Annotated in this window: 16 protein-coding genes; 13 read left to right on the top strand and 3 right to left on the bottom strand. The window is 70.4% G+C overall.

From position 1 onward, the window contains the following. The first annotated feature begins 7 nt into the window (after positions 1-7). From P3T34_RS02705 to P3T34_RS02695, 3 genes are read left to right on the top strand one after another with little or no spacing between them, the layout of a single operon-like run. Positions 8-1684 (top strand): FAD-dependent oxidoreductase, encoded by a 1677-nt coding sequence (locus P3T34_RS02705; protein WP_280664334.1) that lies wholly within the window; start codon positions 8-10, stop codon positions 1682-1684. Continuing rightward, a complete protein-coding gene (locus P3T34_RS02700; protein ID WP_280664333.1) occupies positions 1681-3141 on the top strand; it encodes an ATP-binding protein in 1461 nt (486 codons plus the stop codon). Before P3T34_RS02705 ends, P3T34_RS02700 begins: the two co-directional genes overlap by 4 nt. Next, positions 3138-3512 carry a UBP-type zinc finger domain-containing protein gene (locus P3T34_RS02695; RefSeq protein WP_280664332.1) on the top strand — a complete coding sequence of 125 codons (375 nt, stop codon included), beginning with the start codon at positions 3138-3140 and terminating at the stop codon, positions 3510-3512. The genes P3T34_RS02700 and P3T34_RS02695 overlap by 4 nt, the downstream gene beginning before the upstream one ends. Positions 3513-3568: 56 nt before the next feature. Here the strand turns inward: P3T34_RS02695 and P3T34_RS39840 are convergent, their stop codons facing one another. Further along, positions 3569-3874 (bottom strand): winged helix-turn-helix domain-containing protein, encoded by a 306-nt coding sequence (locus P3T34_RS39840; protein ID WP_348534610.1) that lies wholly within the window; start codon positions 3872-3874, stop codon positions 3569-3571. Positions 3875-4771: 897 nt separating this feature from the next. Between P3T34_RS39840 and P3T34_RS02685 the strand changes: the two genes are divergently transcribed. The 4 genes from P3T34_RS02685 (at position 4772) to P3T34_RS02670 (ending at position 11099) form a co-directional block, all read left to right on the top strand. Next, complete coding sequence (locus tag P3T34_RS02685; RefSeq protein WP_280664331.1) at positions 4772-5008, top strand: hypothetical protein; 237 nt, start codon at positions 4772-4774, stop codon at positions 5006-5008. 133 nt (positions 5009-5141) lie between these two features. Further along, the gene (locus tag P3T34_RS02680) at positions 5142-5948 is read left to right on the top strand and encodes an HlyD family efflux transporter periplasmic adaptor subunit (RefSeq protein WP_280664330.1); all 807 of its coding nucleotides are present in this window, start codon (positions 5142-5144) and stop codon (positions 5946-5948) included. A gap of 98 nt (positions 5949-6046) precedes the next feature. Next, positions 6047-8224, top strand: a complete 2178-nt coding sequence (locus P3T34_RS02675) for an NHLP family bacteriocin export ABC transporter peptidase/permease/ATPase subunit (RefSeq protein WP_280671788.1) — start codon at positions 6047-6049, stop codon at positions 8222-8224. A 1-nt stretch (position 8225) separates the two neighbouring features. Further along, positions 8226-11099, top strand: coding sequence for an NHLP bacteriocin export ABC transporter permease/ATPase subunit (locus tag P3T34_RS02670; RefSeq protein WP_280664329.1), 2874 nt, complete (start codon positions 8226-8228; stop codon positions 11097-11099). A 98-nt stretch (positions 11100-11197) separates the two neighbouring features. Here the strand turns inward: P3T34_RS02670 and P3T34_RS02665 are convergent, their stop codons facing one another. Beyond that, positions 11198-12646: a hypothetical protein gene (locus P3T34_RS02665; protein ID WP_280664328.1), complete on the bottom strand. Its 1449-nt coding sequence runs from the start codon at positions 12644-12646 to the stop codon at positions 11198-11200. A gap of 424 nt (positions 12647-13070) precedes the next feature. On the opposite strand from P3T34_RS02665, the gene P3T34_RS02660 reads away from it, so the two are divergent. After that, positions 13071-13268 carry a pentapeptide repeat-containing protein gene (locus tag P3T34_RS02660; protein ID WP_280664327.1) on the top strand — a complete coding sequence of 66 codons (198 nt, stop codon included), beginning with the start codon at positions 13071-13073 and terminating at the stop codon, positions 13266-13268. On the opposite strand, the gene P3T34_RS02655 is transcribed toward P3T34_RS02660, so the two are convergent. Next, a complete protein-coding gene (locus P3T34_RS02655) occupies positions 13247-13804 on the bottom strand; it encodes a hypothetical protein (RefSeq protein ID WP_280664326.1) in 558 nt (185 codons plus the stop codon). The genes P3T34_RS02660 and P3T34_RS02655 overlap by 22 nt on opposite strands. A gap of 212 nt (positions 13805-14016) precedes the next feature. Between P3T34_RS02655 and P3T34_RS02650 the strand changes: the two genes are divergently transcribed. The 5 genes from P3T34_RS02650 to P3T34_RS02630 all read left to right on the top strand — a co-directional run bounded on the left by P3T34_RS02650 (position 14017) and on the right by P3T34_RS02630 (position 19560). Continuing rightward, positions 14017-14700 carry a DUF6585 family protein gene (locus P3T34_RS02650; protein ID WP_280664325.1) on the top strand — a complete coding sequence of 228 codons (684 nt, stop codon included), beginning with the start codon at positions 14017-14019 and terminating at the stop codon, positions 14698-14700. Positions 14701-14839: 139 nt separating this feature from the next. Continuing rightward, a complete protein-coding gene (locus P3T34_RS02645; RefSeq protein ID WP_280664324.1) occupies positions 14840-16480 on the top strand; it encodes a molybdopterin-dependent oxidoreductase in 1641 nt (546 codons plus the stop codon). Positions 16481-16612: 132 nt separating this feature from the next. After that, the gene (locus P3T34_RS02640; protein WP_280664323.1) at positions 16613-17044 is read left to right on the top strand and encodes a hypothetical protein; all 432 of its coding nucleotides are present in this window, start codon (positions 16613-16615) and stop codon (positions 17042-17044) included. Further along, on the top strand, positions 17044-18756 hold the full coding sequence (locus P3T34_RS02635; RefSeq protein ID WP_280664322.1) for a M48 family metallopeptidase: 1713 nt from the start codon (positions 17044-17046) through the stop codon (positions 18754-18756). Before P3T34_RS02640 ends, P3T34_RS02635 begins: the two co-directional genes overlap by 1 nt. 156 nt (positions 18757-18912) lie before the next feature. Next, complete coding sequence (locus P3T34_RS02630; RefSeq protein WP_280664321.1) at positions 18913-19560, top strand: hypothetical protein; 648 nt, start codon at positions 18913-18915, stop codon at positions 19558-19560. Positions 19561-19585: the final 25 nt, after the last annotated feature.

The raw sequence follows: 19585 nt of genomic DNA, 5'->3' as shown, positions 1-19585 counted from the left end.
GTGAACCATGGCAGAGACCACCGACGCGGCACGGACCGTGATCTTGACCGTGGACGACGATCCCGCGGTGTCCCGGGCCGTCGCCCGCGACCTGCGCCGCCGCTACGGCGACGCGTACCGCGTCGTGCGGGCCGAGTCGGGCGCGTCGGCGCTCGACGCCCTGCGCGAGCTGAAGCTGCGGGGCTCCCCGGTCGCGATGATCCTGGCCGACTACCGCATGCCGCAGATGGACGGTATCGAGTTCCTGGAGCAGGCCCTCGACCTGTTCCCCGGCGCGCGGCGGGTGCTGCTGACCGCCTACGCCGACACCGACGCGGCGATCGACGCCATCAACGTCGTCGACCTCGACCACTACCTGCTCAAGCCGTGGGAGCCGCCGGAGGAGAAGCTCTACCCCGTGGTGGACGATCTGCTGGAGTCCTGGCGGGCGACCGACGGCCGGACGGCGGGCACCATCAAAGTCGTCGGGCACCGCTGGTCGGCGCAGTCCTCGCAGATCCGGGAGTTCCTGGCCCGCAACCAGGTGCCCTACCGCTGGTACAACTCCGATGAGCCGGAGGGCCGCAGGCTGCTCTCCGCCGCGGGGCAGGACGGTCTCCGGCTGCCACTGGTGGTCACTCCGGACGGTGCGACGCTCGTCGAGCCGGAGGAACGGGAGCTGGCCACGCGGGTGGGTCTCTCGACGACACCGGCGGCCGACTTCTACGACCTCGTCATCGTCGGCGGCGGGCCCGCGGGACTGGGCGCGGCCGTGTACGGCGCCTCGGAAGGGCTGCGGACGGTCCTGGTCGAGCGCTCGGCGACCGGAGGCCAGGCGGGCCAGAGCTCACGGATCGAGAACTACCTCGGTTTTCCCGACGGCGTCTCCGGCGCGCAGCTCACGGATCGGGCACGCCGGCAGGCGGCGAAGTTCGGCGCCGAGATGCTGACCGCGCGCGAGGTCACCGCCCTGGAGGCGAACGGCGCCGCCCGCACCCTGCGGTTCTCGGACGGTTCCACCGTCTCGGCGCACAGCGTGATCCTCGCGACCGGCGTGACCTACCGGCAACTGGACGTGCCGGGAGCGGCCGCGATGACCGGGCGCGGTCTGTACTACGGCTCGGCGCTGACCGAGGCCGTCGCGTGCCAGGACCACGACGTGTACATCGTCGGCGGCGCGAACTCCGCGGGCCAGGCCGCGACGTTCCTGGCCCGGGGCGCCAAGTCGGTCACCCTGCTGGTGCGCGGCCCGTCGCTGGCGGCCTCCATGTCGCACTACCTGCTGGAGCGCGTCGAGAAGGCTCCCACGATCTCGGTCCGCACCGGCACGGTCGTGGCGGCCGTCCACGGCAAGGAGCACCTGGAGGGGCTGACCCTGCGCGACACCGTGACCGGGGAGAGCGAGGAGGTCGACGCACAGTGGATGTTCGTGTTCATCGGCGCGGCCCCCATGACCGACTGGCTGGACGGCACGGTGACCAGGGACTCGCACGGCTTCCTCCCCACCGGCCCCGACCTGACGGCCGACGGGCGCCCGCCGGCCGGATGGGCGCTGGACCGGCCGCCGTACCACCTGGAGACCAACGTGCCCGGAGTCTTCGTGGCGGGGGACGCCCGCGCCGAGTCCGCCAAGCGGGTCGCCTCCGCGGTCGGCGAGGGTGCGATGGCCGTCATGCTCGTGCACCGCTATCTGGAGCAGTCATGACCGGCGACGACCCGGTTCGGTGCGAGGAGGACGAGCTGCGTTCGCTGTTCCTGTTCGAGAAGCTGGATTCCGACCAGTTGGCGCGGCTGTGCCGTGACGGCCACGTGGAGTGGTTCGACCCGGGTCCGGTGTACCAGGAGGGCGATCCGGCCACGAACCTGTATGTGCTGTTCCACGGAACCGTGATCCTCACGCGCAGCGTCGGCGGCCAGGAGGTGGACTTCGGCCGCACGTCCGCACCCGGCGTCTATGCCGGGGCCTTCCAGGCGTACCTCGGCGACCAGGTGCCCCAGGTGTACAACAACTCGATGCGGGTGACCGAGCGGTCCCGGTTCTTCGTGCTGCCCGCGGACGCCTTCGCCCAGATCATGCGCGGCTGGTTCCCGATGGCCGTCCACCTGCTGGAGGGCCTGTTCTTCGGGTTCAAGAACACCCAGGAGGCGATCGGCCAGCGGGAGCGGCTGCTGGCGCTCGGCTCGGCGACCGCCGGGCTCACCCACGAGCTCAACAACCCTGCCGCCGCTGCTGTGCGCGCCGCCGCCGCACTGCGCGAACGCATCGCCGCGGTACGCCGCGAGTTCGGCGAACTCGCGGCCCAACCGCACCGAGCCGAAGACCTGGCCCGGCTGAGCGAGCTGGTGGAGATGACCGTCAGCCGGCTGGGCCAGGCCCAGCCGCTCAGCCCGCTGCAGGCCGCGGACCGCGAGGACGAGCTCGGCGACTGGCTGGAGGGGCACGGCGTCGAAGACGGCTGGCAGCTGGCGCCGGTCCTCGTCCAGGCGAACCTGGGCACCGACTGGCTCAACCGGGTCGCCGCCTCCCTGTCCGAGGAGCTGCTCGGCCGGTCCCTGAGCCTTCTGAGCTGCACGGTTGAGGCCGAACTGCTGCTGAACGAGATCGACGACGCCACGCACCGCATCTCCGCACTCGTCGGCGCGGCCAGGCAGTACACGCAGCTGGACCGGGCCCCCTATCAGAACGCCGACGTACACGAGCTGCTGGACAGCACGCTGATGATGCTCGCCGCGAAGATCGGCCCGGACATCACGGTCGTGCGCGACTACGACCCCGCCTTGCCCCGCATCCCCGGGTACCCCGCCGAGCTGAACCAGGTGTGGACGAACCTGATCGACAACGCGGTGTGGGCCATGCGCAGCACCGGCGCCGGTGGGACCCTCACCGTCCGCACCGCACAGGACGGTGACCACGTGCTGGTCGAGTTCCGCGACACCGGCCCCGGCGTGCCCCCCGAGGTGCGCGACCGCGTCTTCGACCCGTTCTTCACCACCAAACCGGTCGGCGAAGGCACGGGACTCGGCCTGGACATCTCCTGGCGCATCATCGTCAACCGCCATGGCGGCGACCTGCGGCTCGCATCCGTGCCGGGCGACACCCGTTTCCAGGTCCGCCTCCCCATCAACCCCGTCAGACCCGACACCCCGCTGGAGCAGCCATGAACACCGAGAACCCGATCGATCCCACCGTGCCGCCGAGCGGGACCGGTTGCGTCGAGTGCGACGCGGCCGGCGGCTGGTGGTTCCACCTGCGGCGCTGCACGCGCTGCGGCCACGTCGGCTGCTGCGACGACTCGCTGTCCCGGCACGCCACGGCACATGCCAAGGCCACCGGCCACCCGGTGATCCGCAGCTTCGAGCCGGGCGAGAGCTGGTTCTGGAACTACGACACGTCCGAGTTCTACGAGTCCGGTCCTGAGCTGGCCCCGCCCGACAGCCACCCTGCGCGGCAGCCGGTTCCGGGCCCGGCCGGACGGGTGCCGGCCGACTGGGCCGAGCAACTGAGCGCCCGCGACGCCGCCGGCGGAGCATGACAGCAGCGCGTCGCCCGCCGGCGTGAGCGTCCCAGCCGACGGGCTCTGACGACTTGTCAGTTGGACGAGCCACGTCTGTCTACGTCCAGCAGGACGGCGGCGTGCGGGGTCTGCTCGTACCGGACGCTCCGGCCGACTCGGGTACGCGTGAGCAGGCCCGCGCGGTGCAGGATGCCCAGGTGGTAGGAGACGGTGCCGATCGACAGCCGGTGGCGTTCGCCCAGTTCGCCGGTGGTGCGTGGGCTGTCGTGCAGGTCGGCCAGCAGCCGTGCCCTGGTGGCTCCGATGAGCTCGTGGTTGGCCCGGGCGTCGGAGGGCAGCGCCGGTCTGTCGGACCAGGCGAGCGCTGGATACGTGAGCATGGGCTGACGGTGGACCGGTGCGGGCATGGAGTCGATGACGAACCGCGGCCGGTGGCCGAAGGGCGATGGGGACAGCACCAGGCTCGTGCTGCCGCTCACCCGTCCCTGCAGGCCGATCATCAGGTCCAAGCACCCGTTGTCCCACGTGATGGTGGGATGAAGGCCGCTCAGGACCTCAGCCAGGCCGTTCCGGGCCATCACGCGGGAGCGGTGGGCGATGTCGGCCTCCAATCGGGCACGCAGCCGGGGCCAGCGCGGACCGATGGCCGTGAGCCCCCGCCCGCAGCCGGCGCGTCGTCACGTAACAGCCACAGGACCCCGGCAGCCGTTCCGATCGGTGAGATGGCGAAGCGCGTGTTGGCCAATGCGCCGCCCTGCATGTCGAGTTGAAGCACAGGACCCCCGCGCAAGTAGCCGCCGTCGCGGCTCCGCAACGGCTTGAAGCCGGCTCCCATCAAACCATCGTGGCTGCGGACTTGTCGTCATAACGGTTGATACCTGACACCGCTCCTGCGCTGATCCCACACGTGTGCATGTCATGTGGTGTACGGGCGAGAGTTCTTGGGGGTATGCGATCAAAAGGCGAATCGGGCTGTATCCGCCGAGAATCCCGCAAAACGGGACATAAGCCCGTACGTCGGGCCCGCCCTGGCCTACCCGCGCGAATTGTCACTGATATTGCGTGAAGATCTCGTCGATCTCTGATGGGCATGATCCGGTGCCAGTGGATCGCTTTGCCGCAACGTTCACCGAAACTCCGATGGGCTGGGTGGACGGGCCTCCTGCTGCCGTGGTTGGATTTTGCGTAAAGCGGTGGCTATCGAACCGATTTCGGCTTTTCCGAGATTCCGTGCGACCGTGAAGAAATAATCTGTGCTATGAAGGGAAAAGTGCCTCATGCGTAACGACTTCGCCTCCCAGATCGAGACCCGCGAGATCGCCGACAGTGACCTGGACAACGTTTCCGGCGGCCTCGCCGGCGTCGGCGTCTCCGTGCTGGGCTACGGCGCCGGCGTCGGTGTCGGTGACGTTCTCGGGACGGTCGAGTCCATCGTGCCCGTTTCGCAGGTCACTGGCCTGCTCTCGGGTGTCACCGGCCTGGCCTCGGTGAACAGCAGGGGCCTCGGTCTCTGACCCAGGCATGCTGTGCCATGGACCCCGGATGTCCTCCGATTCCGGGGTCCATGGACCTCGCCGGCAGACCAGTGCCAAAAAGCCAATGCCGCAGTCGAATGCCGTAGGCGCAGGCAGTTGAAGGAATAGTTTCGTGCAGTTCCGCCAAAAGGCGCTTTCCAAGCTGCAATCGCGAGAAGAGCTCGATATACCGGTGCGCTTCGCGCGGCCGCAGGGTCGGCTCGTATTGGCCGTGACGGCGGCCGTCATGGCAGTCGCCTGTTTCTGGGCGGTACTCGGGACGGTGTCGTCGAAGCTGAGCGCACCCGGAATCCTGACCCATGCCGAGGGCAGTTACATCCTGCAGAGCCCGGTCGCCGGTCAGGTCACCGCCGTATTCGCCAACGAGGGCGACACACTGCCGGTCGGCGCTCCACTGCTCAGCGTTCACACGGGTCAGACGGACGAGACCGTGCGCACGGTGGCGGCGGGCCGGGTGACCGCGTTGTCGGCCCAGATCGGTGCGGTGGTCGCCATCGGGGCGGATCTGGCGACCGTGGAGCGGATCGACCATGCCGACGACCCGATCGTGGCGCTGCTGTACGTGCCGGTCGGCAGTGGATCGACGGTGCCGGTGGGTGCGGCGGTGGACCTGAGCGTCCAGTCGGCACCAGCGCACCAGTTCGGTGTGCTGCGAGGCCACGTCAAGGCCGTCGGCCGGGTACCCCAGACGCAGCAGCAGATCACCAGCTTCCTCGGGGACGACCAGTTGGGCGAGCAGTTCTCGGCTCAGGGGCAACCTGTGGTGGTCGTGGTCGAGTTGGACCGGTCGGCCGGCACGGGATCCGGGTACGCGTGGTCGTCGGCGAGCGGCCCGCCCTATCCGATCGACTCCTCGACCTTGGTCAGTGGTGCCGTTCACCTGGCCGCGCAGCATCCGATCGATTGGGTTCTTCCTTGACCGCGCAGCACACGCCGACGCCAGCGCCGACGCGAGCGCCGACGCGGAGGAAGCAGAAGCAGAAGCAGAAGAAGCAGCGGGCCGTCCGCAGCCCCACCATCCTGCAGATGGAAGCCGTGGAGTGCGGTGCCGCCGCACTGGCCATGGTGCTCGGTCACCACGGTCGGCACGTCCCCCTCGAGGAGCTGCGGATCGCCTGCGGGGTCTCCCGCGACGGTTCCAGGGCCAGCAACGTGCTCAAGGCGGCCCGCGGGTACGGCCTCGACGCCAAGGGCATGCAGATGGAACCGACCGCCCTGGCCCAGGTGCGGGCGCCGGCCATCCTGTTCTGGGAGTTCAACCACTTCGTCGTCTTCGACGGAATGGGACGACGATTCGGCCGGCGCGGCGTGCACCTCAACGACCCCGCCCGGGGCCGCCGGTTCGTCTCGCCCGAGGACCTCGACACCAGCTTCACCGGCGTGGTGCTGACCTTCGAACCCGGCGCCAGGTTCCGTCGAGGTGGCCGGAAACCGGGCATCCTTCGTGCTCTACCGGCCCGGCTGCGCGGCACCACGGGCACGCTGCTGGCCGCACTGGCCGCCAGTTTCCTGCTGGTGGTCGTCGGCGCGGCCGCGCCGGCCGTGAGCCGGACGTACATCGACACGTTCGTGTTCGGCAGCGGGCTCGCAGGCAACCAGACCTCCCTGTTGCCGGTGCTCTTCGCCTCGATGGCCGCACTGGTGCTGTTGACCGCTGTACTGACGGGCCTTCAGCAGGCGAACCTGCTGCGCGGCCGGATCATCGCGTCGACCCTGAGCAGCGCCCGCTTCCTGCGGCATCTGCTCCGGCTGCCCGTCACCTTCTTCGCTCAGCGCAACCCGGCCGATCTCGTCCAGCGTCTGCAGTCCAACGATGCGGTGGCCGAGACGCTGGCCCGAGACCTCGCTGCCGCCGGCGTGGACGCCGTGGTCGTGGTCCTCTACGCGGTCCTGCTGTGGACGTACGACCCGCAGCTGACCCTGGTCGGCGTGTTCATCGCCCTGCTCAATGTGGTGGCGATGCGGGTGGTGGTCCGCATCCGGGCCACCGGCACCCAGCGGCTGCTCGCAGACAGCGCCCGGCTGACCAACACCTCGTACGGCGGGCTCCAGTTGATCGAGACGATGAAGGCGACCGGGGGTGAGAACGGGTACTTCCGCCGCTGGGCGGGCCAGCACGCGGCCACCTTGGACGGACAGCAGCGACTCGGCGTGCCGAGCGCCGTGCTGGCCGTCGTCGCGCCCACGCTGGCGGCATTGAACAGCGCGCTCATCCTGTTGGTCGGCGGGCTTCGAGCAGTGGAAGGCCATATCTCGATCGGTCTGCTGGTGGCCTTCCAGACGCTGGTGACCAGCTTCACCGCGCCGGTGGCCCGGCTGAACGGGGTCGCCGGCCGGGCCCAGGACTTCGCGGCCGACGTGTCCCGGCTCAAGGACGTCGAGAACTTCCCGGTGGATGCGCGGTACTCGCGGTACTCGCGCCACTCACAGCACTCACGCCACTCGCGGCAGGAGCCGGCTGCCGATACCCGCAGGCTCAGGGGGCATGTGACGCTGGAGAGCGTCACCTTCGGCTACAGCCCGCTCGACCAACCGCTGCTCACCGACTTCTCCCTGGCGGTCGGACCGGGTCAGCAGGTCGCCCTCGTCGGCGGGTCCGGAAGCGGCAAGTCCACCGTGTCCCGGCTGATTTCGGGTCTCTACAGTCCATGGGAGGGTGCGATCCGGATTGACGGAGAGCGGCTGGAGGACATCTCGCGCGGTTCGCTCAGCGCCTCGGTATCGTTCGTCGACCAGGATGTCTTCCTCTTCGAGGGCACCGTCCGCGACAATGTGACGCTGTGGGACCCGTCCATACCCGATGACGCCGTCGTCGCCGCCCTCAAGGACGCCGCCGTCCACGACGTGGTCTCCAGGCGCCCCGGCGGCATTCACAGCCGGGTCGAGCAGGACGGCCGCAACTTCTCCGGCGGCCAGCGGCAACGGCTGGAGATCGCCCGGGCGCTGGTGCGCCAGCCCAGTGTGCTGGTCCTCGACGAGGTGACCAGCGCGCTGGACGCCGAGACCGAGCAGGTGATCATCGACAACCTGCGGCGACGCGGCTGCGCCTGCGTCCTGATCGCGCACCGGCTGAGCACGGTGCGCGACAGCGACGAGATCGTCGTGCTGGACCACGGGACGGTCGTCGAACGCGGGCGGCACGAGGAACTGGTGGCCGCCGGGGGGCCGTATGCCGAGTTGGTCGGGGAGCACTGACATGACCTTCGTTCACCATCCGTCGGCCACCGGCGACTTGGTGGTCAGCGCTCTGGGCGGCCTGGGCACCCGGGTCGACTGCGCGAGCTCGCGCAGCCTGCGGCTGGAGGGGCCCCAGGTGCTCTGGCTGGTCGCGGACGGCGCGCTGGACCTCTTCGCGGTCGACGCCGTCAGTCAGGGCCGCTGGCACTACCTCGGCCGGCTCGAGACGGGGACCCTGCTGCTCGGGCCGGCCGACGGCCCGCAACACACCCTCGTGGGCAGGCCTTCGCAGGGATGCGTGCTGCACCGGATCCAGCTCAGGGAGCTGTTCCGGCCCGAGTACGAGTACCAGCATCAAGTTCAGCACCAGTACCAGCTGGAGGACGCGTTCGCCCGCGGCATCGGACGCGGTCTGCGCGTCCTGTTCGACATGCCCACTCCCGGCTCCGACAGGCCGGTGGGCGCGTACGAGCCGGCCGACGAGGACATCCTCTGGATGTCGGTGGATCCCGGCAGCCTGCAGTACGGTGCCCCGGGGAGCCAGGAGGCGGCCTGGGACCTGCTCATCGCGGGCGCGATGTGGCAGCGCCTGGTCGACCAGCAGTCGCGGCTGCTGTTCGCGCTGGACCGCTGGATCGAGCAGCTGGATCGTGCACACGAGGACCGGACCGCCGCCGGCATCAAGGCCGGCGAGGCCGTCCGCGCGCACGCGGATCAGGCGTTGCTGGCCTCGATCGAGTCGCCCGACAGGTCCGACAGGTCCGACAGGTCCGCGAAGGTCAACCGGTCCGCCAGGTCGGGGAGAGCCGCAACCAGCCGCGGCGCGGGAGGCGAGGACGCGACACTCGCCGCCTGCCGCAGGGTGGCCGAGGCAGCCGGGATCAAGATCTCGGCGCCCGCGGTGGCCGGCTCGCCGGACGACCGGACGAACCCGGTCGAGCGCATCGCCCTGAGCTCGCGATTTCGCACCCGCGCGGTCACGTTGAGTGGGCGCTGGTGGCGGGAGAACACCGGCCCCCTGATAGGCCACCGGGTCGCCGGCGCTGCCCCGGTCGCGTTGCTGTGGCGTCGCGGCCGGTACGAGGCGGTGGAGCCCGTCAGTGGCAGGCGGACCGGAATCGACGCGGCGAACGCGGAGCTGTTCGAACCCCGCGCTGTCATGTTCTACCGACCGCTGCCCGAACAGGCCCTGTCCGCCTGGCGGTTGATCGGATTCAGCGTGCGCGGCACCCGCGCCGACCTGCGCAACCTGATCCTGGGCGGCCTGGTCGCGGTCGGCCTCGGCACCCTGGTGCCGATCGCGACCGGACAGGTGCTCGGCAGCTACGTACCGCAGGGCGAAAACGGCCTGATCGTCCAGACCGCCCTGGCGGTCGTGGCCACCACCATCGTCTCCGCCGCATTCATGCTGCTGCAGAACATCTCCATCCTGCGCCTGGAGGGGCGGATCGAGGCCACGCTCCAACCGGCCGTGTGGGACCGGCTGTTGCGCCTGCCGACCAGATTCTTCGCTGAGCGCTCCACCGGCGAACTGGCCAGCGCGGCCATGGGCATCAGCGCGATACGCCGCGTGCTGTCCGGCATCACTTCGGTGACCGTCCAGGCCGCAACGGTCGGCGCGGTGAACCTCGTTCTCCTGCTCTGCTACAGCCCGCTGCTGGCGCTGGCCGCGATCGCCCTGCTGATCGTCATCGCGTCGCTCTTCCTCGGCCTGGGCCTGTGGCAGCTTCGTTGGCAGCGTCGGTTGCTCAAACTCAACCACAAGCTCAACAACCAGGCCTTCCAGACGCTGCGCGGACTGCCCAAGCTGCGCGTTGCCGCGGCGGAGAGCTTCGCCTACGCCGCCTGGGCACGGGAGTTCGCCCGAAGTCGCGAATTGCAGCAGCGGGTCGGCCGGATCAAGAACCTGATCACGGTGCTCAACGCGGTCTATCTGCCCTTCTGCGCGCTCCTCATGTTCGTGCTGCTCGCCGGCCCGGCCCGCGGGAGCCTGTCGGCGAGCAGCTTCCTCACCTTCAACACCGCTGTGACGATGATGCTGACCTCGGCGACGCAGCTCACCGGCGCGCTCATCTCGGCTGCCGCCGTCCTGCCGATGTTCGAGCAGATCAAGCCGGTGCTCGAGGAGGTTCCGGAGGTCCGCGGCGGGAGTGCCCAACCCGGCACGCTGGCCGGCGGGATCGAGGTGCGGCAGCTCGCCTTCAGGTACGCCGAGGACGGGCCGTTGGTTCTCGACGACGTGTCGTTCCAGGTCCGGCCGGGCGAGTTCGTCGCTGTCGTCGGAGCCAGCGGCTGCGGCAAGTCGACCCTGCTCCGGCTGCTCATCGGCTTCGACAGGCCGACCTCGGGCAGCGTGCTCTACGACGGCCAGGACCTCGCCGCCCTCGACCAGGCAGCCGTCCGCCGTCAGTGCGGTGTCGTCCTGCAGGACGCCCAGCCGTTCACCGGTTCCATCCTGGACAGCATCTGCGGCGCCGAACCGTTCTCCCTGGAAGAGGCCTGGGAAGCGGCCGAGATGGCAGGCCTGGCCGCTGACATCAAGCTCATGCCGATGGGCATGCACACCGTGCTCTCCGACGGCGGCGGCACCGTCTCCGGGGGGCAGCGACAGCGTCTGATGATCGCCCAGGCCCTCATCCGGCGCCCGCGAGTGCTCTTCTTCGACGAGGCCACCAGTGCGCTGGACAACGAAACCCAGCGCATCGTGATCGCCAGCACGCGCAAGCTTCGCGCGACCCGCATCGTCATCGCTCACCGGTTGTCCACCGTCATGGACGCCGACCGCGTGATCGTCATGTCGCAGGGCCGCGTCATCCAGCAGGGGCCGCCGACCGAGCTGCTGGCCGACCCGGACGGAGTGTTCCACGAGCTGGTCCGCCGTCAGATCCGCTGACCTCACACCCGCTGCCGGCCCCGGCGAGGCTTGGGCCCCTTGCCGCAGGTGTGGCGAGGGGCCCAAGCAGGGTGAGAGACCGGTGGTATGAGGGTGCGTCAGTGGGTGAAGGAGGCGGTGGCCCCGATGGAGTTGGCGCCGCCGGCGGGTTGGGCCCAGGAGTTCCAGCTGCGGGCGTTGTAGTCGGCGTCGATCTCGATCAGGCTGTTGCTGCTGCTGACGGCGAAGATGTGGTTGACGTCGGTCACGCTGGAGGTTGCGCTGGTGACGTGCTTGAGGCCGGTGGCGCCGTTGACGGCGGACCAGCCGTTCCAGGTGCCCTTGTCGTAGTCGCCCTCGGTGTTGAAGAGGGTGCCGTTGGTGTCGATCGCGTCCAGGTGGACGGTGTCGCCGTAGGCGGCGGCGGTGACGTCGATGCCTTGGAAGCCGCCGGCGGCGTCCGCGAGATTGCCCCAGGTGCCGGCCGCGTAGTTGGCGTCGACCTCCCACAGCCGGTTGCCGGCATCGAGGGCGAAGATGTGGTTGACGTTGTTGGCAGTTGAGGCGGAGGCGACCTTGACGAGGTTGCTGCCGCCGACGAGGCTGAAGCCGTTCCACTGGCCGCCGGGGAAGTCCTTGTCCGAGTTGTACAGGCGGCCGTCCGTCTCGACGACGTCCAGGTGGACCCTGCTGCCGAAGCTGGACGCGGCGATCGACGTGACCTGGGGCGCGCCGGCCAGCCGCTGCCAGCCGGACCAGGTGCCGGCGGCGTAATCGCCGTCGTTCTCATAGATGTTGTTGTCGCCGCCGATGATGAAGATCCGGTTGACCGAGCCGGTGGCGGCGCTGGTGACGGCCTTCACGCCGCCCACCCCCAGGTCGTTCCAGCCCGCCCATGAGCCGGCTGCGTAGTCGCCTTCCGTGAAGTGCAGGCCGCCGTCCGGCGTGATGTTCACCAGGTGCACCGTGTTCGCATTGTTCGCGGCGGGGGAGGGAGGCGGGGTGGTGCCGGCCTGGCCGTTGAGGGCGTTGATGATGAGCTGGGCGTCGGCCGCCTGCGCGTTGCAGGGGCCGGGGAAGGGGTAGTGCTGGACGCCGGAGCAGACGTCGCCGACCGCCATCGTCTGCCACATGGAGTTCGGGTAGGTGGCGAGCATGGCGTCGAGGAAGGTGCCGGTGGACCAGGCGGGGTCGAGCCGCTGGGTCTGGGTGCCGGCGGTGTCCGCCTGCTGGTAGAGGCCGGCGCTGGTGCCGTTCAGCAGTGCCGGGTCGAGCTCGGACGCCGTGATCGCGGTGTCCACGGCGATGACCGCGGCCTGGTCGGACAGCCCGCGGGCGCGCACCGTGCTGAGGATGGTCTGCGCGCAGGACACCCGGTTGGCGGTCATCGCAGCGGCGAGCGTGCCGGTGAGGGTGGGGTTGAGCTGGGCGGCGAGGGTGCTGTCGGCGGCGGTGACGGTGCCGCAGGGGGCATCGGGGTAGCCGGCGGCCTGCGCGGGAGCGGTGGTGACGGCGAGGGCCACGGCGAGCGCGAGAGCGGAGACGGCGCACCGGAGCTGTCTGGACATGAGTGAGATTCCCCCAGGTGAAGGCATGCTGAATGCCGGGTATCAGGACAGATCTCTGATGAGACCTCAGCGATCCTATGGAGAAGGCCGGTTCGAAGGATCGGAATCACCGAGAAGGCGTCCACCCGGCCGGCGCCGCACCCGCGCCCGAGCACCAGCTGCGGGCGCGCCTGTGCGGCATTTCGTGTACAACTCCACCCTTCTGCACGGGGCCGTCCTGGCCGGAACCATGTTCTGCGAGACCGATCTGACGTTCACCTGGTTCTCGTCCGCCGACCTTCGACCATGTACGGGACACCCACACGATCCTCGCGGGCGCGACGGTGCGGGCCGAGACGTTGGGCGCCGACTGGTCCTTCCTGGACATCTCGCGCGCCCGGGTCACCGGCCCCTGCACGATCGGCGGTCTCGACGCACGGCACGCGTGGGCCACGCGGTACTCGACGACCTGTCCTTCACGCCGGCGGCGTACTTCGGCTCCGCCGACCCGACCGGCACCTCGCTGGTCTGCCCCCGATTCCCGGGCGCGGACTTCCGGGGAGCGACGCTGAAGAAGGCGGTGCTGCGGGACGCGGACGGGCGGACCAACCGGTTCGAAGGTCAGTGCTCGGTGCCGTCATAGACCCGCAGCAGCACCTGCTGGACGGCGTCGTCGGCGGGTCCGGCCACCAGCAGGAAGAGGTTCTCGTCGTACCACGTGCACGTGGTCCGACTGTCGTGCTGGTCCTGGTAGCACGCGGTGGCGCCGGCGATCCGCAGTTGCGGGTGGGTGACCGTGCTGCCGTCCGTGGAGGGGGCGTTGGCGGCGAGCCACGAGCCTGCCTGATCGTGCTCATTGGGGGCCGTCATCACCACCCAGACGCCGGGCGTGCCCGGGGCGTCGCCATAGACACTCTGGCGAAGGCCGAGCAGCCCGGCGGAGGGGAGCCTGGCCCTGCTCGGCCATCCCTGCGAGTCCGGGGGTGAATCCACCTGGTGCTTCTGCTCGACGGTCTTCGGCAGGAAGACGTTCGCCGGGTCATGCCCGGTGCCACGCGCGCTTCCGTCGCTCTTGTTCGCCACGAACAGCAAACCGAGCAGCACCCCCAGCACCACCACGATCAGCACGCCGGTCAGCCCGCTTCCCGACCGTCGCCGGCCGGTACCCCCCGTGGCCATCACAAGCCTCCAACCCCCTCACTTGGACAGCTCGTTCCCTCAGAGGACCAGCCGATGCTATCGGAGGTGCGCCTGGGCGTCTGTGCCCCGGATCGCTGGGCGATCAACCAACGCGGCCACGGGTGCGTCGGTGACGGGCATGCAGAGCCCCTTCCGATGGCCGCCGCGACTGAACTACCGTGATCTCCATACGAACAGGGGGGGTCAACCGCATGGATATGGATGAAGTGTTCTCCGAACAGCCCACCACGTCCGCCGCCGCGCTTGCCAGCCGTCGCGGCCTCGGCGACTGGGTCAGGACCTTTGCCTCCAAGCAGGGTTGGAAGCAGCGGAAGTGGCGGGAGTGGCGGCTGTACGTCCACACCGGTGGTTTGGTGGTGACGGGTACCGACGGGTTCGAGGTCGCGTACGACTGGGCGACCACCCGGGCACTGCGGTACTACCGGACCGTCAACGGCGGACTGGTGGATGCCCGTTACACCCTGATCGACCCGAACGGCTGCGCCCTCAACATCGGTTTGGGCACCCGGCCGTTCCTCAACCGGCACAAGGAGCAGGCCGGCATCACTTCTCTGACGAGTGGCGCACCGTTCCAGTACCCGGGCGACTGGGGCGACTACATGCTGCGCGGCATCACCCGGGCGCAGCTGCCGGGAGTGCTCACCCGCATCGTGCGCGGCGAGACGGTGGCCTTCGGCCCCTTCAGCGCCAGCCGCCACGGCCTGACGGACAAGAAGCGCACCGTGGCGTGGTCGGAGATCGCCTCGTTCCACACGAACAACGGCTTCGTCATCTTCGACGGCCACAACAGCCTGCTCGCCGCAGGGCCCGGCTCGGCGCAGGACATCCCCAACCTCGACCTGTTCCTCAACCTCTGCGAGGAGCTCAAGGGCTGAGCTGCGACACGAAACCCTCAGCCGAACGGGAAACCTGACGGGACGGGGATCCGGCCTGGCAGCGGCGTGCCTCAGCGGGCATTGGGCCGAAGAGTGGAACTGCCTCAGGCTCATGCGGTGCGACGCCGAGTAGTCACCTATGGGAGTGATCCGGTGGTGGGTGCTGCCGTGGCTCGCGCAGGTTGCCGTCGGCGGTGTGATCGGGCTGATCACCGCTGGCGTGGCGATCGGTGTCGGTGAGTTGTTCGCCGTCATCACCGGTCCGGGCAGTGTGCCGGTGGTGGCGGTGGGGGCGGCCGTGATCGACCTGACGCCGACGTCGACGCAGGACTACGCGATCCGCTCGTTCGGGACGAGCGACAAGGCGGTGCTGCTGGCGGGCATCCTCATCCTGCTGGGTGCGATCGCCGTGGTGGCCGGGACGCAGGCGCTGCGACGGCCCTGGCTCGGCGCCGCGATCGTGGTGGGCTTTGGCGCGATGGGGGCGGTTGCCGCGACGACGCGTCCGGGGGCCGGGATCTCGGCGATGTGGCCGTCGGTGGCGGGCGCGCTCGCGGGTACGGCGGCGATGCTGTTGCTGGTTCTCCTCTACCGGCGGGGCTGGCCACCCGAGGCCGCCGAAGCCGAGCCAGCCGAGCCAGCCGAAGGAGTTGAAGCAGCCGAAGCAGCCGAAGCAGAGGGCGGCGCGCCCGCGCCGTCGCCCGCCGAGGCCCGCAGCCGCCGTGGGTTCGTGGCCGTCGGCGCCGGCAGCGCGGCGGCCGCCGCGCTGGCCGGGTTCGGTGGGCGCGCACTGCTCTCCAGCCGGTACGACGTCAGCGCGGCCCGCGCGGCCGTGCGCATCCCGACGCCGACTCACCGGGCGGCCCCGGTCCCGCCTGCGGCGCACCCGGCAGTCGCGGGCCTGAGCCCCTTCTTCACCCCCACCGACGCCTTCTACCGGGTGGACACCGCCCTGGTGCTGCCGCAGGTGGATCCCCGCAGCTGGGCGCTCCGGATCCGCGGCATGGTCGACCGGCCGATCGAACTGTCCTTCGACGACCTGCTCCACCAGCCCCTGGACGAGCACGACCTGACGCTCTCCTGCGTGTCCAACGAGGTGGGCGGCCCGCTGGTCGGCAATGCCCGATGGATCGGCGCCTCACTGGCCGGTCTCCTGCGGATGGCCGGCGTACGCGCGGGCGCCGACCAGTTGGTGGGCCGGTCGGCGGACGGTTTCACCACCGGCACCCCGCTCGAGGCCGTCCTGGACGGACGCGAGGGGCTGCTGGCTGTGGCGATGAACGGCGAGGCGCTGCCGGTCGTGCATGGCTTCCCGTGCCGGATGCTCGTCCCGGGCTTCTACGGCTACGCCGGCGCCACCAAGTGGGTGGTCGACCTGGAACTCACCACCTTCGCGGCCTTCGACCCCTACTGGGTCCGCCGCGGCTGGGACCGCTACGGCCCGATGAAGACGGCCTCGCGGATCGACGTGCCCCAGGGGTCCGCTCGACTGACCACCGGGCCGGTGACCGTGGCCGGTGTGGCTTGGGCCACCCATCGGGGTATCGAGGCGGTCGAGGTCCGTATCGACGGCGGGGCCTGGGCGCAGGCCCAACTCGCGGACGCGGACGGCAGTGACGTGTGGCGCCAGTGGACCTACGACTGGCTCGCCACGCCGGGCACCCACCGAATCGAGGTCCGCGCCACCGACGGCACCGGCGCTGTCCAGCCGGAGACCCGCCTCCCGCCGTTCCCCAGCGGCTCCACCGGCTGGCACACCATCGTCGTCACCGTCAGCTGATCAGGACTCACCTGCGGGCGTCCAGACGTTCCAGCGGCCGCTGCACGGCGCCGGGAGCCGCGATTCCACCTCGCCAACCCCCTGATTGGCCTACTGTGAAAGGTAGTTGACCTAGAGAACTGGAGCGATCCGATGTCGATGCGCCTCGCGCGAGCCGTTCTGGAGAAGTTGCCGCCCGAACGGCTGGTGCCCGACGAGCTCGCCGGCTTCGATGCCCACGCGGCCGCCTGGGACGAGCGGGCCGCCGCGGACGTGGCCAGCCGCGAAGGGGTCAACGGTTTCGGCTTCGACAGCATCACCCCCGAGGCCACCGAACTCGCCCTGATGGTGGCGCATGCGGCGATGGGCGTCGTGATCGAGAGCGGTCTGCACGCGTGGTGGAGGCGCCTGCGCAGGCACCCGAAGCAGCCGGCGCCCCTGTCGTCGGCCCAACTGCTGGAGATCCGTTCCCGCGTGCTCTCAACGGTTCGCCGGAGCGGCGCGGACGCGGGCACGGCCGAGCTGTACGCGGACACGGTCATCGAGGCGCTCAAGCAGGGCGGGGAAGACGGCGAAGCGGCTTGATGGCGAGAATGCGGGCTCTGGCCGGCCTGGTCATCCTGTTCAGCTGGTACCTCTCCTCCGTGGTGGTCGCCTATGGATTGCTGTGGTTCGGCCTCTTCTGCCTGCGAAACGTCCGAGTGGCCCTCGATACAGGGCTGTACATGTTCGTGTTCTACGCCGCGCCGGCCGCCCTGAGCATCGCCGCGCTGATCGTGGGCAATGTGGTGCGGTCCGTCCTGCCGCTGGCCCCGGTGCGCGAGGACTCGCTCCCGCTCAGCCGCGCGGAGGCCCCCGCACTGTGGCGCATGGTCGACGAGTCGGCGGAGCGGATCGGTGCCAGGCCGCCCGCCCAGGTCCGCCTGATCATGGACGCGAACGCGGCGGCCGTCGAACGGACGGCCCTGCTGGGACTGCTGGGTGGCGAGCGGCTCCTGTATGTCGGCGTGCCCTTGATGATCATGCTGGACGCCGACGAGCTGCGAGCGGTGCTGGCCCATGAACTCGGTCACGACGCCGCCCGGCACACCCGCTTCAGTGCGCTGACGATCCGGGCCTCGCACGCGCTGGACGTCACCCTGCGCCAGGCCCGGGCCGACCTGAGGACCACCGGCATGCTGCGCAGGTGCCAGCGGATCGCACTGGGTCCGCTGCTCCTCTTCGCGGCCGTCTACCACCACACGGTGCTGCCGGCACGCCGCGAGCACGAGTTCGCTGCCGACCGTGCGGCGGTGAAGGTCGTCGGCACGGAGGTGATGCTGAGAGCGCTGCATGCCTACCACGCCGCGAACCGTGCATGGCACGACTTCAGCCTGCGGCTCCTGCACCCGAGCCTGGCCATGGGAGTGATCCCGGACGATCCCTTCGCGGCCTTCGCGGCCGTCGTGGACCAGCCCCACTACCGGCAAGGTCTGCACGCCTTCCGGGAGGCTCCGCTGCCCTTCGCACGCAAGGACGGGCCGAACCCGCACCCGAGTCTGACCGAGCGGGCGGAGCGCTTGCGCCGTGGCGAGCCGACCGACGCGCCGAGCGGCAGCGAACCCACCCCCAAGCCGCTCGACGATGCCCTGGAGCTGGCCTCGCTGCTCGCCCGGACACCGTGGGCACGAGCCGAGGCCCTCCCCGCCGCCGGCTGCCTGCGGACCACGCCCTGGCCGCAGTGGCTGTCATCGGTCGGGGAGTCGGCATCGGCCCGCCAGGTGGACCGACTGCTGCGAGCGGTCTCACGCGTGGCGCCGGCTGAGCAGATTCTCGCGGGAGTGCCACCAAGCCTGGTCCTCCAGTCTGTCGGAAGCCGTCGCCAGCAGCTGGTGCAGCGCGAGGCCGCCCTCGGGCGCCGGATGGCCCCGCGGGAGGGCGAACGCTGGCTGGCCGAAGCCACCGCCGCGCTGATCCAGCGGCTGCTGGTCGCGGACGGCCAGGCGACCTGGCGCGTCGAGTGGGGTGCCGCAGTCGTGGCGGACTGCCCAGCGCTGGAGCGGGGAGAACTCGACGCTCTGGTCAGCGCCGTGCTGGCGGCTCAGCGAGGCGGCACGGAACTGCGCCACCGCCTTGAGGACTTGGGGCTGGACCTGGACACGGCGCTGACGCCGACCGGTCCCGTCTCCTCCGCGCAGGACCGCTGGAATGTGCAGGAGGAGAGAACACCCTGGTCGGTGAAGGCCGCCCGCACGGTCGGGGCCCTGGCGCTCGTCTTGCTCCTCATCGCCTCCTCCGCACACCTCTTCGCGGGGTGAACACCCTTTGCGTCAGGGCGGCGCGAGGCCGCCGCCGCGCGCCGCCGTGCGCTTCCGTGCAACCCGACGGGTGGGAACCGGGAACCGCTGTTTCTGCCTCTGAGCGGACGGGGCCGGCCGTGAGGGGCGGTCCGGATGTTCGAGGAGGAGCCACGCATGAGAAGTCTGGACGGAACGGTGCGCAGAGCGGTGGGACTGGCGGCGAAGGCTTCGTTGGCCGGTCTGCTGCTGGCAGCGACGGTCGCTTGCGATCCGACCACCGTGGCCCCGAGTGCCGGGCCGGGCACGTCGTCGGCCGGTGTCGCGCCGGGCGGCGTGGTGCCCGGGGGAACCGCGCTCCCCGCCGCCACCGGGACGCAGCGCCCAGCGCGGCCGCTGCCGCCGCACACCGCCACGGCCGCTGCCCCGGTCACTTCCACTTCCACCGCCACCGCCACTTCCGCCGGGGCGGCGACGGTGCCCGTGCTCGGCGCGTCGTGGGCACCGCACCAGCAGGGATACGGCCAGGCGCGGCCCGCCACCGTCTTCAACGGTGGCGACCCGACGGGCCTCGTGGAGCACCTGACCTGGTCGTCCTGGGGCGGCTCGTCGGCCACCGGCACCGGCACGGCCGAATACGTCGGCCCCGGGCAGAGCGTCGCGACCGGGACCCCGGAGAAGGCCGAGGTCGTCGCGTTCGACCTCGGGACGTGCAGCGGCCGGACGGCGTACCGGGCGGTCGAGTGGTACTTCCCCGACCACGGCCAGCACTTCGCCGCCGCCCGCTACCTCGACGCCTGCACCGGCACGGACCACGGCATGTGACGGCGCCGCACCTCGACGCCCGCGC

The sequence above is a fragment of the Kitasatospora sp. MAP12-44 genome, assembly GCF_029892095.1.
Lineage (GTDB): Bacteria > Actinomycetota > Actinomycetes > Streptomycetales > Streptomycetaceae > Kitasatospora.
This window is presented reverse-complemented; position numbering and strand designations above follow the sequence as displayed.

Excerpts from the sequence above, each read along its gene's own strand:
- P3T34_RS02695 (WP_280664332.1), top strand. The coding sequence starts at position 3,138 with ATGAACACCGAGAACCCGATCGATCCCACCGTGCCGCCGAGCGGGACC.
- P3T34_RS02705 (WP_280664334.1), top strand. The coding sequence starts at position 8 with ATGGCAGAGACCACCGACGCGGCACGGACCGTGATCTTGACCGTGGAC.
- P3T34_RS02630 (WP_280664321.1), top strand. The coding sequence starts at position 18,913 with ATGAGAAGTCTGGACGGAACGGTGCGCAGAGCGGTGGGACTGGCGGCG.
- P3T34_RS02670 (WP_280664329.1), top strand. The coding sequence starts at position 8,226 with ATGACCTTCGTTCACCATCCGTCGGCCACCGGCGACTTGGTGGTCAGC.
- P3T34_RS02685 (WP_280664331.1), top strand. The coding sequence starts at position 4,772 with ATGCGTAACGACTTCGCCTCCCAGATCGAGACCCGCGAGATCGCCGAC.
- P3T34_RS02655 (WP_280664326.1), bottom strand. The coding sequence starts at position 13,804 with ATGGCCACGGGGGGTACCGGCCGGCGACGGTCGGGAAGCGGGCTGACC.
- P3T34_RS02635 (WP_280664322.1), top strand. The coding sequence starts at position 17,044 with ATGGCGAGAATGCGGGCTCTGGCCGGCCTGGTCATCCTGTTCAGCTGG.
- P3T34_RS02700 (WP_280664333.1), top strand. The coding sequence starts at position 1,681 with ATGACCGGCGACGACCCGGTTCGGTGCGAGGAGGACGAGCTGCGTTCG.
- P3T34_RS39840 (WP_348534610.1), bottom strand. The coding sequence starts at position 3,874 with ATGCTCACGTATCCAGCGCTCGCCTGGTCCGACAGACCGGCGCTGCCC.
- P3T34_RS02640 (WP_280664323.1), top strand. The coding sequence starts at position 16,613 with ATGTCGATGCGCCTCGCGCGAGCCGTTCTGGAGAAGTTGCCGCCCGAA.
- P3T34_RS02645 (WP_280664324.1), top strand. The coding sequence starts at position 14,840 with ATGGGAGTGATCCGGTGGTGGGTGCTGCCGTGGCTCGCGCAGGTTGCC.
- P3T34_RS02650 (WP_280664325.1), top strand. The coding sequence starts at position 14,017 with ATGGATATGGATGAAGTGTTCTCCGAACAGCCCACCACGTCCGCCGCC.
- P3T34_RS02665 (WP_280664328.1), bottom strand. The coding sequence starts at position 12,646 with ATGTCCAGACAGCTCCGGTGCGCCGTCTCCGCTCTCGCGCTCGCCGTG.